The 17,219-nt window shown below is 60.1% G+C and carries 9 protein-coding genes; 5 read left to right on the top strand and 4 right to left on the bottom strand.

Annotated features, from left to right (window positions below; translation table 11 throughout):
* The first annotated feature begins 1,789 nt into the window (after positions 1–1,789).
* The 3 genes from malQ to BW09_RS06920 all read left to right on the top strand — a co-directional run bounded on the left by malQ (position 1,790) and on the right by BW09_RS06920 (position 8,227).
* The gene (malQ, locus tag BW09_RS06930) at positions 1,790–4,003 is read left to right on the top strand and encodes a 4-alpha-glucanotransferase (RefSeq protein WP_140463462.1); all 2,214 of its coding nucleotides are present in this window, start codon (positions 1,790–1,792) and stop codon (positions 4,001–4,003) included.
* A 468-nt stretch (positions 4,004–4,471) separates the two neighbouring features.
* Entirely contained in the window at positions 4,472–5,485 is a 1,014-nt protein-coding gene (locus BW09_RS06925; RefSeq protein WP_140463464.1) for a LacI family DNA-binding transcriptional regulator, read from the top strand.
* A 180-nt stretch (positions 5,486–5,665) separates the two neighbouring features.
* Positions 5,666–8,227, top strand: coding sequence for a glycoside hydrolase family 31 protein (locus BW09_RS06920; protein ID WP_140463466.1), 2,562 nt, complete (start codon positions 5,666–5,668; stop codon positions 8,225–8,227).
* A 236-nt stretch (positions 8,228–8,463) separates the two neighbouring features.
* On the opposite strand, the gene BW09_RS06915 is transcribed toward BW09_RS06920, so the two are convergent.
* The 4 genes from BW09_RS06915 to BW09_RS06900 form a co-directional block, all read right to left on the bottom strand.
* A complete protein-coding gene (locus tag BW09_RS06915; RefSeq protein ID WP_140463468.1) occupies positions 8,464–9,777 on the bottom strand; it encodes an ABC transporter substrate-binding protein in 1,314 nt (437 codons plus the stop codon).
* A gap of 204 nt (positions 9,778–9,981) precedes the next feature.
* Positions 9,982–11,385: a glycoside hydrolase family 32 protein gene (locus BW09_RS06910; protein WP_258185019.1), complete on the bottom strand. Its 1,404-nt coding sequence runs from the start codon at positions 11,383–11,385 to the stop codon at positions 9,982–9,984.
* Positions 11,386–11,646: 261 nt separating this feature from the next.
* Positions 11,647–12,708 (bottom strand): LacI family DNA-binding transcriptional regulator, encoded by a 1,062-nt coding sequence (locus BW09_RS06905; RefSeq protein ID WP_140463470.1) that lies wholly within the window; start codon positions 12,706–12,708, stop codon positions 11,647–11,649.
* Positions 12,709–12,711: 3 nt separating this feature from the next.
* A complete protein-coding gene (locus BW09_RS06900) occupies positions 12,712–13,374 on the bottom strand; it encodes a YesL family protein (RefSeq protein ID WP_140463472.1) in 663 nt (220 codons plus the stop codon).
* A gap of 321 nt (positions 13,375–13,695) precedes the next feature.
* Here BW09_RS06900 and BW09_RS06895 point away from each other — a divergent pair, with 321 nt between their 5' ends.
* Positions 13,696–15,063, top strand: coding sequence for an ABC transporter substrate-binding protein (locus tag BW09_RS06895; RefSeq protein WP_140463474.1), 1,368 nt, complete (start codon positions 13,696–13,698; stop codon positions 15,061–15,063).
* Positions 15,064–15,221: 158 nt separating this feature from the next.
* Positions 15,222–16,979 carry a glycoside hydrolase family 13 protein gene (locus BW09_RS06890; RefSeq protein WP_140464822.1) on the top strand — a complete coding sequence of 586 codons (1,758 nt, stop codon included), beginning with the start codon at positions 15,222–15,224 and terminating at the stop codon, positions 16,977–16,979.
* The last annotated feature ends 240 nt before the right edge of the window (positions 16,980–17,219 follow it).

Genomic DNA, 17,219 nt, shown 5'->3' with positions numbered 1-17,219 from the left:
CAATTGCCCCACTGCCATCGCGAAAAACGGGTCTCGGACGATGCGCGAGCGATTCGGCTATGTGCGGGAATCGTCTCAATAACTCTGCCTGACGAGTGTTCGTTTGATTGTTGTTATTTGCTTCGTAACTGTGTCTTTGTGGGTGATTCCTCGGAATCGTTGAAATGCCGCCGAAATGTCATCTGCTTGGTATTTGCTTCCGTGCGTTTCGCCATGGGTGTTTCGTTGTGGTTCGTGCCCCTCTGGTGCATTTGTGGCGGTTTTGCACTTGCGTGGCAGGTCAGTGGCGTTTCGGGCGCACTGCCGTTGTAAGCATCTCGCGGGAAACCGCGGAATTTCGCCGTTTCTCAGTGTGTGGTTTCGTTGGCTCAGCGATATTCCCGCATTCGCGTTGCCCCGCTGGTGCATTTGTGGCGGTTTTGCACTTGCGTGGCAGGTTTTCCTGCCCTGCTGGCGCGCTCGAGCCGGCTTTTGAGCTTCCGGGACAGTGTTTTGCGTCTCTGTGGAGACATTAATCGATTGACGTGTCTATGGGGACAGGAATTCGTGTCCCGGCAGCGGTTTTTCGCACATTGTGTGCTTCAGGGACAATTTGATTGCCTTGTCCGATGTGGGCGGGTTGTTGAAAACCGCGGTATTCCGCCGTTTGTCGGTGGGGAGTCCTGGGGAATTGATGGCATTCCTGTGCTGGCTTCGTCCCTGTAGCCCCCAAACGGCCGTTCGGAGCTACAGGGACAAGAAAACCCGTCCCGCTGGCATATTCGACGTGGTTTCCCGCTACCAGGGCAGGTTTTCCTGTCCCGCTGACATGCTCGGGTCGGCTATTGAGCTCTGGGGCCGCTGTCTGGTGTTCACCTTGTCTGGTCCATTCGCTCGGCTGCTGTTATTTGCTTTGTAGCTGTATATCGAGATGTGATTTCTTGAAATCAGTGCTGGAATTCCGCCAAACTTTATTTGCTTCCGCATCGTTGCGTCTGGCATCCCCGCCGCCCGACCTTACCGCGTAGTAATGGGAACTGAAGGGTGGTGAACTCGTCGACGAATTGCTGACGTGGCATACTGGCGGTCCATTTTGCATTTGTCTGAGTTGTATTGTCTCCTGGACGTTGCCGTGAAGCAGACAGCGGAGCTGTTTGTAGGCAACGTGTGAGCCGACAGGCGAGCCAGCAGGTTGCGCGCGGAGCGCGTCCGAAATTGCGGGACCGTTGCCGTGAAGCAGACAGCGGAGCTGTTTGTAGGCGACGTGTGAGCCGGCAGGCTGCCGCGCGCAGCGCGTCTGTGATTGCGGGACGGGCTGTCAGCGAAGCTGACTGGGGGAGAGGCCGCGCCAAGTCGACTCACCTTCTGATGACTGCCCCTCAGCCGGTTTCGCCGACAGCTCCCCTGACAAGGGGAGCCAACCGTCAGTCGTACCGGCCCTCTGAGGCCGGACTGGCGGCGAAGCCGGCTGAGAAGCGGCGGTTCGAGAATATGCCCGATTTCTCGCGGTTTCCGGGGATTGCAAACGGTGGAGATAAATGGCGCGACACGCCCGTCGGCTCACACAATCGAGTACTTTCAACTGTTTGAGGGACAACATGTTTCGTTGCTTTGCAAACGATGTCAATCGACGTTATAGTTGATAACGTCATGCAACGGTCCTGACGGTCCCTGACAGCCTCAACAGACCCGACCCAACGACGAGTCGCACGTCAAGCAAACGTGTGCAGTAACCATCCGACCGCACATCGGTCGGTACCCGCACGCGGCACCGTTCGCACAACGCACGCAGCAAGGAGAAGAAGCACCAATGACGGCATCCAGCAGCAGCACCATCACCGCCACGTCCATCGATGGCGCAGAACGCAACGAAACCCCTGAGCGTCTCGCACGCCCGCTGATTCGCCTTGCCAAAGCGAGCGGCGTATCCACCTCATACATCGATCAGCTTGGCACATACGTCGAGATCGCCGACGATGTGCTGGTCGATGTGCTCGGCGCACTCGGCGTCGACGCCACCAGCCCAGAGGCGATCGACGCATCCCTTGCCGCAGCCGATGCCGCGGCCAACAATCGCATATTGCCGTCCTCGACCCTTATCGCGACCGCAGACGAGCCGGCCACCGTCACCTTGCATTGCGCGGCAGGCGACGAGCCGGAGGCGACGATCACGCTGGAAGACGGCACTGTTCGCCGCAGCGACGAGAACGATATCCTGCCCGATCTCAATGTCGCCACGAGCCGGTTCCTCGCATTACCAGACGATTTGCCGATCGGCTATCACACGTTGCGAGTCACGGCCGGTGGTCGCACGGACGAGGCCACGCTGATGGTCGCCCCAGCCCGCATTCCGCTGCCGGCCACCGTGGCCGAACATCCGCGCTGGGGCTGGATGGCCCAGCTGTATTCCATTCGCTCGCACGAGTCGTGGGGCGTGGGCGATTACGGCGACCTGACCACGCTGCTCGCCGATGCCGGCGCGAAGACAGGCGCCGATTTCATGCTGATCAATCCGATTCACGCGGGTGCGCCGGTGCCGCCGCTCGAGCCATCGCCGTATCTGCCGGAGTCGCGCCGATTCCTCAACGTCACGTACATCCGGCCGCAGAACATCCCCGAATACGCCGAGTTGACCGCCGATGAGCGCGCCCGAGTGGACGCGCTGCACGCATCGGTCGCCGCGCGCAACGACGATCCCGAACCATTGGACATCAATGCCGCGTGGAATGCGAAGCGCCCGGCGCTGCGCGTGATCTTCGACCATCCGCGCTCCTCCGAGCGCGAGGCCGCGTTCACGCGGTTCAAGGAGCAGGCCGGACCCGATCTTGACGCGTTCGCCGCCTGGTGCCTCGCGTTCGAGGTGTGGGGTGCGCCCTGGGAGCCGGATTCGTGGTTCGGCCGCACCGGCCGCACGTCGCCCGAAGTCGCCGAACTGATCCGCGACCATCACGATTTGTTCGAGTTCAACCGCTGGCTGCAATGGATCGCCGACGAACAGGTGGCTGCCGCGCAGCAGGCCGCGAAGGACAACGGCATGGCGCTCGGCCTCATGCAGGACATGGCCGTGGGCGTGCACGCGCTCGGCGCCGACGTGTGGTGGAGCCCGGAACGCTTCGCACTCGGTTCCGTCACGGTCGGCTGCCCGCCGGACTTCTACAACCAGCAGGGGCAGGATTGGGGCCAGCCGCCGTTCAATCCGCGCTATCTCGAGGCGACCGGATACCGCGTGTACCGCGAGATGGTGCACTCCATGTTCGCTCATGCCGGCGCGGTGCGCATCGACCATGTGCTCGGCCTGTTCCGCCTGTGGTGGATTCCTATGGGCAAGGGCGCGAAGGGCGGCGCGTATGTGATGTATGACTATCGCGCCATGATCGCGGTGCTGTCAATTGAGGCGACGCGCGCGAATGGCTTGGTGATTGGCGAGGATTTGGGCACGGTGCCGGATTATGTGCGGCATGTGCTGGCTGATCATGGTGTGCTGGGTACTGATGTGGCCTGGTTCGCGCGCATCGACAACTCTCCGAATGCGGGCGATCCGTATGCGCCGCCAAGCGACTATCGCCGTCAGGCGCTGGCGTCCGTTACGACTCACGATCTGCCTCCGACGGCCGGATATCTGGAGTTCGAGCATGTCAAGCTGCGCGAGCGGCTGCACCTGCTGGCCGAGCCGGTCGAGCAGTTCGCCGCGTCGGCGGCGGCCGAACGTCAGGCGATGCTCGACGTGCTGGTCTCCGGCGGGTGGCTGGATGCTGCAGCCGCCGCCGATGTGCCGGGGCACGAACAGGAGATCGTCGAGGCGATGCATCGCATGCTGACGGCCACGCCTTCGGTATTGCGTCAGGCGGCGATTGTGGACGGCACCGGCCAGCACGCGACGGTGAACCAGCCGGGCACGTCCGATCAGTACCCCAATTGGCGGATTCCGCTGGTGGATGGCGACGGCCGACTCGTGCACACCGAGGAGGTCTTCAGCAATCCGCGCGTACTGTCGTTGGCTGCGGTCATGCGCGGCGAACGCTGACGTCGCGCGCGGCAGGTCTCCAGTATCGGCCCCCTCTGACGGGACGTTGCCGTGAAGCAAACAGCGGAGCTGTTTGTAGGCAACGTGCGAGCCGACAGGCGAGCCAGAAAACCGCGCGCGCAGCGCATCCGAAATTGCAGGACCGTTGCCGTGAAGCAAACAGCGGAGCTGTTTGTAGGCAACGTGCGAGCCGACAGGCGAGCCAGCAAGCTGCCGCGCGTAGCGCGTCCGTAATTGCAGGACGGGCTGTCAGCGAAGCTGACTGGGGGAGAGACAGGAGACGCAGTGCTCAATTATTGGTGAGACGGACCACTAGTGATGGGCGACACGCTAGTGATGGGCGGGTGCACGGTTGCGCCCGCCCGCCGCGCGCTGTTGCGGGATAGATCGGCGTGCATATTTCTCGCTCGTGTATGATAACGTTGTCTTTTGAGGGATTGTTATCCACTGTTGATGAGCGAGGTTGCCATGACAAAAGCGAGCATTCAAGCGGTAGCGAAAGAGGCTGGCGTATCCGTGTCAACGGTGTCACGAACCTTCGCCAAGCCGGATCTTGTGCTGCCGAAGACCCGTGACCGAGTCCTCGCCGCCGCGCGGAAACTCGACTTCCAGGTCTCCCGGTCGGCGGCCGCGTTGAAATCCGGCCAATCGTTCCGCATCGCACTGCTGCATGCCGATACCATTGCCGTCTGGTTCAACGCCAATGTCTTCCGCGGGCTCAATTCGGTATTCGGCCCGGCCGGATACGATATCTCCGTATACGGCCTGTCGAACGCGCGGGAGCGGCATGACTTCTTCACCGAACTGCCGGTGCGCCGCAATGTGGATGCTGTCATCGTCTGCTCGTTCGACATCGACCCGGATGAGGTCAGTCGTCTGAAAGACGTGAACGTGCCGCTCATCGGCATCAACACACCGTCCACCATCGGACTTGACGGCGCGGTGTGTATTGACGACAAGCTGGGCATGCATACGGCCTTCGAACACCTGATTTCGCTCGGCCATCGCAACATCGCCTACGTGTACGGCGCGCCGGATGACAGCAGCCAACTGCGCTTCAGCGCGGAAAACCGACTGCAAGGCCTTATCGATGCCGCCGCAGCCCATCCTGACGTCACGCTTGAGCAGATTCGCTGTTCCGGCCATGAGGATACGACTGGCGCGGCGCTCGCCCAGCTGACCACCATGTCGCCCACGCCCACTGCGGTCTGCTTCCAGACCGACGAAATGGCGATTCCGGTGCTGTACCGGTTGCCGCAATATGGGCTGCGCGTGCCGCGCGACCTGTCAGTAATTGGCTTTGACGATATCCCCTTCAGCGCCAAAATGGGCCTGACCACATTGCGGCAACGCCCGAATGACCTGGGCGCCATTGCCGCGCGCAAAGCGCTCGCCGCGATGGAAGGACCCCTGTCCGAACTGCGGTTCGAAACCGTGGCCCCGCAGCTGATGCTGCGCGACACCACGGCCATCGCCGCGTAACGCCGCCGATGCGTGTCGCCATCGGTGACAGCATATCCGCAATATCCACATGAAAAGAACCATGACGGAGCACATACAGAGCGCATCGCGATGTCTGAGGCCCGCACGGCGGCGATGGTTCATGGACACGCCAACAACAAACAACAACGTGGAAAACAACACAAGCAAAGGAGCACACCAATGTCCACCTTTCCACAGCTGGCCACCCGTCCGGGCATGAACCCGGCCTCGGTTATCCAAGGCGACCGTTGGCGCATCGGTATCATCACCGAATCGCTCGTTCGCCTCGAATGGCAGGATGACGGCAAGTTCGAAGACCACGCCACCCAAATGGTCGTCAATCGCGATTGGTTGTCGGATGGCGCGAACGGTGCGGATGGCGCGAACGGTACCGCCACTCCGCCGAAGTTCACGAAGACCGAGCGCGACGGGCTGCTCATCATCGATACGCCGGCGCTGCGCCTCACCTATGACATGCAGCCGTTCAGCAAGGAAGGCCTGAGCATCGTCGTCAAAGGCGTGGCGAATTCCCAGATGAACACGTGGCACTACGGCGAAACCCAGGACGGCAACCTGCGCGGCACCGCGCGTACGCTGGACGCGGTCGACGGCGAGATTGAACTGGGTCTCGGCGTGATTTCCCGCGACGGCTGGGCCGTGCTCGACGATTCCGCGTCGAACGTGATCGTCGAAGGCGCCGAAGCCGCCACCGTCAAGGGCGAGGCCAACCCGTTCGGCATGTGGGTCATGCCGCGCGAGCACCCCGGCAAGGATCTGTATGTCTTCGGTTATGGTCATCGGTATATCGAGGCCGTACAGGACTTCTACAGGCTCACCGGCCCGACGCCGCTGCTGCCGCGCTTCGCGCTCGGCAACTGGTGGAGCCGCTACCACCGTTACACGGAAGCCGAGTATCTGGAGCTTGTCGATCGCTTCGAGCAGGAAGGCCTGCCGTTCACCACGGCCGTCATCGACATGGACTGGCATCTGGTCGACGATGTCGACCCGAAGTATGGATCCGGATGGACCGGATACACGTGGAACCGCGAATTCTTCCCCGACCCCGAGCGATTCCAGCGCATCCTGCACGAGCATGGACTGCGCACGACGCTCAACGTCCACCCGCGCGACGGCGTTCGCGCATTCGAAGACGGCTATGCCGAAGTCGCCGAACACATGGGCATCGACCCGGCGGGCGGCGAGCCGGTCGAGTTCGATCTGACCAGTCCGCGATTCATGGAAGCGTACTTCGACCTGCACCATGGGCTCGAAGCCCTGGGCACCGATTTCTGGTGGCTGGACTGGCAGCAGGGCGGCGTGACCCGCCAGAAGGGTCTTGACCCGCTGTGGATGCTGAACCACATGCATTATCTCGACTCCGCCCGTGACGGGCGCTGGCCGCTCACGTTCTCGCGATATGCCGGCCCGGGCTCGCACCGTTACCCGGTCGGATTCTCCGGGGATACGGTCGTGACGTGGGAGTCGCTCAAGTTCCAGCCGTACTTCACGGCTACTGCGTCGAACATCGGCTACGGCTGGTGGAGTCATGATATCGGCGGCCACATGTTCGGCTACCGCGACGAGGAGCTGGAGGCCCGCTGGTATCAGCTTGGCGCGTTCAGTCCGATCAACCGTCTGCATTCGACCGATTCGCCGTTCAACGGCAAGGAGCCGTGGAACTTCCACCCCGAAACGGAATGCTCGATGGATGACGCGCTGCGTCTGCGCCACGAACTGCTGCCGTATCTGTACACGATGAACTGGCGTGCCGCCGCCGAGGGCCGTCCGCTGGTCGAGCCGATGTACTGGCAGTCGCCGGACAATGTCACCGCGTACGGGGTGGAGCATGAGTTCCGCTTCGGCACCGAGCTGATCGTCGCGCCGATCGTGACGCCGTCCGACCGCGACGCGCAGCTGGCGAAAACTGACGTGTGGCTGCCGCAGGGTACATGGTTCGACTTCTTCACCGGACGGCGGTACGAGGCGGGCTCTGCCGAAGGCCGCAAGTTCGAGGCGTGGCGTGGGCTCGATGGCATTCCGGTCTTCGCGAAGGCCGGCGGCATCGTGCCGTTGCAGCCGCTTGACGAGGAGCTCAACGGCAGCCTCAACTCCGTGGATAATCCGCGCTATCTGGAGATTGCGGTGTTCCCAGGCGCGAACGGCGCGTTCGACCTCAAGGAGGACGATGGCACCAACCAGGCGCAGCCGTCGGATTCCGCGCTCGCGGTGACGCATATGGACTTCCGCTGGGAGGCCGATGGTGCGGTGAACGCGTTCGAGATTGCCCCGGTGGCCGGCAATGTTGCGGCGGTGCCGCAGCAGCGCACGTGGACGGTGACGTTCACCGGTGTGGCGCCGGTCGCCGCTGACGAGTTGATTGTGACGGTTGGTGGCGCTGAGGTCGTGCCGGATGTGTCGTACGACGCCGAGACGCTGAGCCTGTCCGTCACGGTTGCGGATGCGCCGGTCACGCAGGCCGTGTCGATTCACGCGACGAACGGACTGCGGTACGCCGACGATCCGGCGATTGAGGATGCGTTCACTGTGCTGTACAACGCGCAGATCGACTATCTGGCCAAGGAACGTGCCTACCGGCTCATCAAGGCTGACGGCGCTCGTGCGCTCAATGCGCTGCATACGCTGGAAAGCACCAAGAGCAGCCATCCCGGCCACGAGTTCGACGATTCCCACATGCCCGAATCCGTGATCCAGGCCATCGCCGAGCCGCTGCTGCGCGCGTAGCTCGTCCGTAATTGCAGGACCGTTGCCGTGAGGCAGACAGTGTTGGTATTTTGGCCCCCTCTGCTGCCCATATTCTCCTGTCCATCTGGAAATGCGCCCTGATACCCATACGGAATATGCTGGTGTGCTCGTAAGCAACGTGCTCACGAGCACACCAGCATCGCTAAGTGGCATATTCCCGAGTGGTAATCAGGACGCTAAGTCCCGATTACCACTTCAACGCTGGTCGCTTCGAATCAGTGCGTGGTCTTGTATTCCGACGCCCAACCATCCACGAAGGCGGACGCGACCGTATCCCAGTCGCCGGTGCCCTGCGCATACTCAAGCATCGCATTGCCGAGGCTCATCACCCACTGCGTGCTCGGCAGAGGATAAATCACGATATCGTAATTGCCCTTGGCTGCGTAGGCATCATTGGCGCGATGAATCGGATTCGTGGTCTTGTATCCGTTTTCGGCATATGACTTGAACGGTGTCTCGAATCCCATCTCATCGGTGACCAGTTTGCGCGCATCATCGTTTTGCAGAATATAGTCCAGGAACTGACGAGTTGCCTGCTGGTCCTTTTCGGAAGCGTTCTTGTTCATCGCAAAGTACAGGAAGCTGACTGTCAGACCAGCCTTCTCCTCGCCTTCAGTGCCGATATAGATCGGCAGCACGCCCATGTCCTCGTCTGGCACGTTCTGATCCTTGATCTGCGAGTAACCCCACGTGCCGTTCTGCAGGAACACGGCTTCGCCAAGTGCGAATTCCGAATTGGCGTCATCCATGGTTGCGCTCGAAAGCTGGCTGGCCGGCGTGGTCGAATCAGTGATATACAGGTCGAAGATCTTCTTGAAGTTCGGAATGTACGTGTCGGAGATTGTGGCCGGAAGCTGCGTCACGCCCTGATCGCGATACTCGTAATACACCGGCACGTGCGCGAGCTGATCGCCGAACCGCTTGATCGAACTCGTATCGAAGCCCGCTGACGTAAACGCGCCCTTGATACCGAGGTCATCTTTATGCGCCTGGATCTCGTCAGCCACGGTCTTCAACGTATCGAAGTTGTTGATCGTCTCAACGTCCTTCACACTTGACCAGCTGGCATCGAAATACTTCTGCAGCAAGGCCTTGTTGTAGATGATGCCATACCGCTCCATCACGTACGGCACAGCGCCAATTTCATCGCCGTTCTTCATGGCGTAGTCCTGCTTGGTGAGGTCCTTGTACATGTTCGTATCGGACATGTCTGCGTAGTAATCGGTCCAATTGAGGAAGTCGTTGTTATCCACGTCGAATACGGTTGGCGCTTCGGATTTGGCGAGCTCGCTCTTCAGCGTCTGTTCGTATGTGTCAGACGATGCCGTGGCGACATCTACTTCGATGCCGGTCTCTGCGGTGAAATTATCCGCAAGCTCACGAATCTGATCAGCCTGCTCTACTTTCATGCTCAGGAAGTAGACGTGACCCTTATCTGCATTGGAGTTGCCGGAACCGCACCCGGCGATCAATCCCAGAGACAGACCGGCCGCTGCCATTGCGGCCGTTGCTTTGATAATCTTCTTCATGGTTTCCCTCCTATGGAATGCCATAACTTCGTTGTTGTTGCAATACAGGGCGGGGGAGCGGACATCATCATTGCACAAGTCGTGCCCGCTGACCGCGCGTAGGTTGGAGGCCCGCCGCCGGTCTCACCCGGCGGCGTTCACATGGTATACGGATGAATCACAAGCGAACGTATCGGTTCGCGGACATACGGTGGTGACTGTGCTTCACACCTCCTTGAGACCGCGGGCAATGGTCGCATTCGTGACGGTGAGTGTGCCGTCGGTGACGAACATGCTTAATGCGTCACCGGGATGCTGGTACATGCGCGCGTTGAGCGCGACGCCGTTGACGTACAGCGTGGCGATGGTGTCGTCCACGATGAGCTGAATATGATATTCACGCCCGGCAGCCAGCTCGATCGGCCGCTCCAGTCCGATATTCATGCAATTGAACCACGGGAAGTTCGGGCTTCCTTCGAATACGTAACGATGCTCACCGATCGGGAAGATGAACTGATAGCCACGCTCACTTGCCTCATCGCGGTAGACGCGGAGGCCGAAGGATCGCGTTCCCTCGCTGAACGAGACGTCCGCTTCAAACGAATACAGGTCTCCGCAACCCTCGGCCAGCACGGCGTTACGGCGAGCGTCAGTACCGTCGATTACCGCATTCGTCACGATTTGCTCGCGTTCGTTGAACGCGTCCCAGACCGTGTCGGGAATGCGCACGCCGAGTGTGCCGTCGGCGCGCTGGTAGACCTCATGAGGGACGAAGGTGCCAGCCCATTCGAAGTTCTTTGCGTCATCGCAGTCTTCCTTGGTGGCAACCCAGCCGAAGAGGATTCGCCGTCCTCCCAGTTCGAAGGTTCGTCCGGCATAATAGGCGCTGCCGTCAAACGCGTCGTCATCGGGGGCGATCCATGGGCCGTCGAGACTCTTGGCCATGCGATACACCATCTTGTGTCGATCGCTGTATTCTGTGACGATGTGATACCACCATTCGCCCATCTTGAACAGATCGGGCATCTCGTGCATCGTGTACAGGTTCGGAGCCCAGAAGTCGCCTTCGAACGTCCAGTTCTTGAGGTCTTTGGACGTGAACTTCACCGTGCGACCGGTCTGCTGCGTTTTCGGGCCGATTTTACGGGCGCCGAGAATCAGCAGATACTGGTCATGTTCGTCGTCGCGAATAACCCACGGGTCGCGCCAATCGTCTGGGTCGTAGCCTTCTTGTGGTGTGAAGGTGATGGCGTCCTGTGTTTTCGTCCAGTGGTACAGATCGTCGCTGACTGCGTGCATCAGCACCTGCGCCGGCTTGCCCTGCTGGGGATAATCGCGGTTGTATCCGGTGTAGAAGATATGGTATTGCCCTTCCCCTTCGAACACCGATCCCGCGAATATGAACTGATCCTGCTCGTCGTCCCCGCCTCGCGGCACGGCTACACCGCAATCCTTGTAATGCACGAAATCAGAGGTTGTGGCCAGATCCCAGCCGAACGGCTCACCAAATGGTTCCGGATTGCGATTGTCACGCTGGTGATACAGAAAGAACTCATTGCCTTTGCCGAATGGCATGCAATCACCGAACCACGTGCCGGGGAATTGGTAGTACAGCTTTGGCATGATCATCACTCCTATAGTCGGCTGACGACCGCTCACCGATTGCGCTGTGGCCGGATTGCCGGACTTGTGTGCAGTCTGGTGGCGAACGGTATCCTGACTGTTCCCAACGCGCAACTCCGCGCATCAGAAACATGCTTTATTGTGTTGTCCTGATTTAATTTAAGCGCTTAAGCATTTAAGCGATTAAGCAATATGATAAACATTCAAACCATACCTGTCAAGCCATGACGCAAACCTCTAGGAATGGCGCGTGTCTCGCGCTGCTGACTACCCGCGATAGGTGCGGATAGAATCGCGCATCACTGAAGGGCAGTTCACCAGCAATGGCTCAAAGCGGTGGGGTTTGCTATCTTCGACGCGATCGGTCTCGTCGCCGTCGTAATCAACGTCGGGCGCCTTATCCAGCGTCAGCAACGAGCGTACGCCTAATACGCCAAGGTCATATTGCGGCAGTCCGACCGTCGTGAGTGCGGGATGCAGGTGTGCGGAAATGACCTCTTGGTTATCGAATCCGACAATCGACAAATCGTCGGGCACGCGCAAGCCTCGCTCGCGAAGCGCGTCGTACAAACCCATGGCAGTGCGGTCGTTATGACAGAACACTGCCGTGGCGCCGGTCTTCAGCACTGCGTCGGCCGCTCCGTAACCGCCTTCCTGGTCGGCTGTTGCGTCGACAACCATTGCAGGGTCGTATGCCAATCCGTGTGCGGCAAGTGCCTGACGATACCCTTCGAGGCGGCCGACCGATGCAGGTGATGCGGTTGGTTCGTTCACAAACGCAACACGACGATGCCCCGCCTGCAGCAACAATTCAGTTGCTGACTGTCCGCCTTGCACTTCATTAGGTACCACGGCGGGGAATCGACCCGATTCGTCAAAGCAGTTCACCAATACGGACGTAGTGCGTTCCAGCTCGTCAGGTGGCGTAATGGCGCGATGCACCCAGCTCGAATAGATGATCCCCTCAACCTGATGCTCAAGCATGAACGAAAAGGCTTTTCGCTCAATGGTCGCGTTGCCGTCGGTATCGACTACCAGTAGGATTTTGCCGTTGCGCCATGCTTCGTCCTGTGCGCCTTGAATGACTCGTCCGGCGAATGGAGATGTGGCGACACCATCGCTGATGAAACCGATTAGATCGGACTTGCCGCGCGCGAGACTTCGGGCAAACGCGTTGGAATGGTATCCGAGACGTTCGGCGACGTTGCGGACTTTGCGGCGCGTGTTTTCGGGAATGCGTACGTTCTTGTTGTCGTTGATCGCCCATGATGCGGTGGCGGTGGAGACTCCAGCCGCCTTGGCGACGTCCTGCAGTGTGACTTTGCCCATGTGCTATTGCCTTTGCGGGGACGTGCCGGACGCGGCCGACGGGGCGGACGCGTCTGACGCGTCAGACGGGGCGACGTATGCGGCGAATACGCGCTCGAGGATCGGCACATGCAGCATGAGCACCGATCCGTAGCCCAAGACTATCAGCAGGAACAGGCCCTGCGGCATGTAGACCCATGAGGCGACGAGCAGGCCGAGGAAGATTGCGTCAATCGTAACCAATACCAATGTTGCGCCGATGCGTGAGACGCCGAAGATGAACGCGTTCGCTAGTACTCCGCCGAAGGAGTTCTCGAAGCGCGCCTGCAACGCCCACACCCATTCGAACCCGATGATCCACACCAATGTCAGACCGATTTTGGGGATGAGCAGCGGCGTGATCTGCAACACCACCCATGAATACACGAGGCCGGCTCCCGTGGCGCCGAAAATAATCCATAGCCCCGTGGCCTTAAGGAAATTCGCGCGGAACGCCTTGAAATAGTTCGCTGTGACGTGACCTTCCGCGATTGCCACTCGCCGCGCGGCATCGTGTCCGGCCGTGAGCGCCGCACCGATGGTGATCAGCGGAATGCTGGTGATGATCATGAGCAGGTTGATCCAGATGGCATCTACGGTATTGCTCAGTCCGCGCATGAATGCGGAATCCGGAGACATAAAGCCCATGATTCATCTCCTTGAGGGGTGGGCGGATGGATACACGTCATTGTAGCGGGCGTGGCCCACGGAGAATTGCCTGTTCGCTGATTCATACACAGTACCTTGGCAACGTATTCACCAGAGCTGCAATCAGAGGGTATGAGAAAACGCTTGAAATATCAAGTAATCCCCGGCAACACGCCGATTATGTACATGATTGCATCGCGTGATATCGTTGTCATCAACGCTTACGGTAACGAGTCGCTGGAACATAGTTCCGCGGCCCCTTTGAGAAGAACAGATCGCCGGACATAGATGTTCGGTATATGCGGAAGGAGCATAACGCCGATGAGCACCATGAACATGAAGAGAATCCTCGCCGCAGGCGTTGCGGCCGTCACCATGTTCAGCCTCGCCGCCTGCGGAAGCACTGCGGCCGACCCGAATAAGGGTCATGTCTATTTCTTGAACGGCAAGCCTGAGGTGGTCGATCAGCTGCAGCAGCTTGCGCAGGACTACACCGATCAGACCGGCGTGCAGGTCGACATCCAGACCGCGTCCTCCGGCAGCTACGAGTCCACCCTGACCTCCGAACTGGCCAAGTCCGAAGCTCCGACCATGTTCACCATTGCTGGCTACGACGAGTTCGCCAAGTACCAGAAGTATCTCGAACCGTTGCAGGACACTGACGTGTACAAGCTGCTCAACGACGAAGGCAAGACCAACTCGCATAAGGTCGGCGACGACGCCTACACCCTGCCGTATGCGGCCGAGTGGTATGGCATCATCTACAACAAGAAGATCGTCAACGAATACGCCAAGAAGGACTACGCAGTCATCAAGTCCGACGCCGACATCAAGGACTACGACACCTTGAAGAAGGTCGTCGAGGACATGAACAAGCACAAGGACGACCTCGGCATCCAGGCTGCGATGGCGACGCCGGGCCTGGACTCCTCCTCCGCTTACCGCTTCGTGGCTCACATGACCCGACTGCCATTGTTCTACGAGTTCCGTGACGACAACACCACGTTCACCACCGATCTCAAGGGCACCTATCTGAAGAACTACAAGGATCTGTTTGATCTCGAGGTAAAGAACAGCCCGACCGAGAGCTCCATGCTCAGCTCGAAGACTTACGACGACATCACCTCTGAGTTCGCACTCGGCGATGTCGCGTTCTACCCGAACGGCGTGTGGGCGTACACCCAGATCAAGGACAACAACGTGGCTGACGAGGACCTCGGCATGCTGCCTTACTGGATGGGCATCGACGGAGAAGACGAGTACGGCCCTGCCGGCGCGTACGACGCTTCGTGGGCGGTGAACAAGAACGCGTCCGACAAGGACAAGCAGGCCACGCTCGACTTCATCAAGTGGATGGTCTCTTCGGATGAGGGCAAGAATGCGCTCTCCAAGGAGATGGGCTTCTCGGTCCCGTTCACCACGTTCGGCGATGACGATCAGCCGGAGAACCCGCTCACCAAGCTCGCCCGCTCCTACGCGGATGAAGGCAAGAAGTCCGTCACCAGTTTCCCGCTGCCTAGCTCGCAGTGGCAAGATGATCTGACCAGCGCGCTGCTCAACTACGTGCAGGGCGGTGGCCAGTGGTCCGAATTTGAAAGCGCGTTCACGAACGGCTGGAAGAAGGACTGGGCCAACAATGAAAAGGTCCTCGGCATGCTGCCGGAATCCAAGGCATTCGACGCGCAGTAGCCAGTAGCCGGTAGCGTACGAGCACTGCGCTCGTCGCCATGCGTCGCGTCGGCTTCACGCAGCACAATAATGGTGCGCGAGGCCGACGCGATTGCCGTAACTATGTACGAATGTACACTATATACTAAATGGCGATATACGCCATAAGGAGGGAACCCATGACCGCGAATAACAAGCGCGATGACTGGTGGAAGCAAGCTGTCGTCTATCAGGTTTATCCGCGTAGCTTCAAAGACGCCAACGGTGACGGACTTGGCGACATCGCAGGCGTCACCGAGAAAATCCCCTATCTCAAGGCGCTCGGCGTCGACGCCATCTGGCTGAGCCCGTTCTACCCCTCCGACCTGGCGGACGGCGGCTACGACGTCATCGACTATCGCAATGTCGATCCGCGTCTGGGAACCATGGACGACTTCGACGCCATGGTCGCAGCCGCGCACGAGGCCGGCATCAAAGTCATCGTCGATATCGTGCCGAACCATACCGCCGACAAGCATGTCTTCTTCCAGGAGGCGTTGGCAGCAGGTCCCGGTTCGCCCGAACGCGACCGCTACATCTTCCGAGACGGCCGCGGCGAGCATGGCGAGCTGCCGCCGAACGATTGGATTTCCCTGTTCGGCGGCCCGGCGTGGGAACAGGTGCCCGACGGTCAGTGGTACCTGCATATCTTCGCCAAGCAGCAGCCGGACGTCAATTGGAACAATCCAGACATCCACGAAGAGTTCAAGAAGACCCTGCGCTTCTGGTCCGACCACGGCACCGACGGCTTCCGCATCGATGTGGCGCATGGCCTGGCCAAGGACCTGGAATCCACGCCGCTTGACCAGATGGACCCGCTGGCCGTGCAGCATGGCCTCTGCCACGATTTCACAAGCCCGCTTTGGGACCGCCGAGAAGTGCACGACATCTACCGCGAATGGCGTGAGGTGTTCAACGAGTACAACCCGCCGCGATTCGCCGTCGGCGAGGCATGGGTCGTGCCGGAGCACCAGCATCTGTATGCGAGCACCGATGAGCTCGGCCAGGTGTTCAACTTCGAGTTCGCCGAAGCGAACTGGGATGTGGACGCGATGCGTGCGGCAATCCTCGCCGGTCTACGCTCCGCCGAGGAGACGCACGATTCGACGACGACGTGGGTGATGAGCAACCATGACGTGCCGCGTCACGTTTCGCGTTACGGCCTGCCGCAAGTGCCCGCCTCGTCGCATCACCAGCTCGCCAAGGACTGGCTGCTGCGCGACGGCACCAGCTACTTCGAAGATCGCGAGCTCGGCACCAAGCGTGCGCGCGCGGCGATTCTGATGGAACTCGGCCTGCCCGGTTCGGTGTACATCTACCAGGGCGAGGAGCTCGGCTTGCCTGAAGTGGCGGACATCCCGTGGGATCGTCTCGAGGATCCGACCCCGTTCTTCACCCGCGAACGGTTCATCGAAAAGGGTCGCGACGGTTGCCGCGTGCCTCTGCCGTGGGTCGCCGCCGACGTGCCTGCACCCGCTGAATGGAACGCGGGATTCGGCACCGGAGCATCGTTCGGATTCTCCCCGGCGAAGAAGGCCGACGGTTCGGCCAGTGCTGACCCGCATCTGCCGCAGCCACTGTGGTACAAGGATTATGCCGCCGACGCCGAAGCTGCGGATGACGCGTCGATGCTGAACCTGTATCGGGCCACATTGACTCTGCGCGCTTCGCTGCTTACCGCAACCGCCGATACCGCGGACTGCGCGGCCATCGATGCCGGACACGATGTGATCGCGTACTCCCGCCCCAGCACGGACGGACGCCGTTTCGCCAGCTACACCAATTTCGGTGCGGCGGCGCTGACGCTGCCTGCCGGTGAGGTCGTACTCGCCTCCGGCGATCTGACCGCTGACGGCGCTCTGCCGCAGGACACCACGGTGTGGATCCTGCTCGACTAGTTCTTCCTTCTCCTCCTTCCCCTCTGCGGCTTCCTGGGTTCTTCCCGGGAAGCCGCTTTTGTATGCCTAGAGATAGTGATCTGTCTCGCCATTTTCTAAGCGGATTGTCCCTCTGCCGCAAAGCAAACAGCGGTAGTAGGCCCCCTCTGACGAGGGGGCTGTCAGCGAAGCTGACTGGGGGAGAGACCAAAAGGTCGACTAGCTTTCTGATGACTACCCCTCAGTCAGCTTCGCTGACAG

This window comes from Bifidobacterium sp. UTCIF-1 (genome assembly GCF_006408915.1).
In the GTDB taxonomy this organism is placed as follows: Bacteria; Actinomycetota; Actinomycetes; order Actinomycetales; family Bifidobacteriaceae; genus Bifidobacterium; species Bifidobacterium reuteri.
The sequence above is the reverse complement of the archived record's forward strand: the minus strand, read 5'-3'. Positions and strand labels throughout refer to the sequence as shown.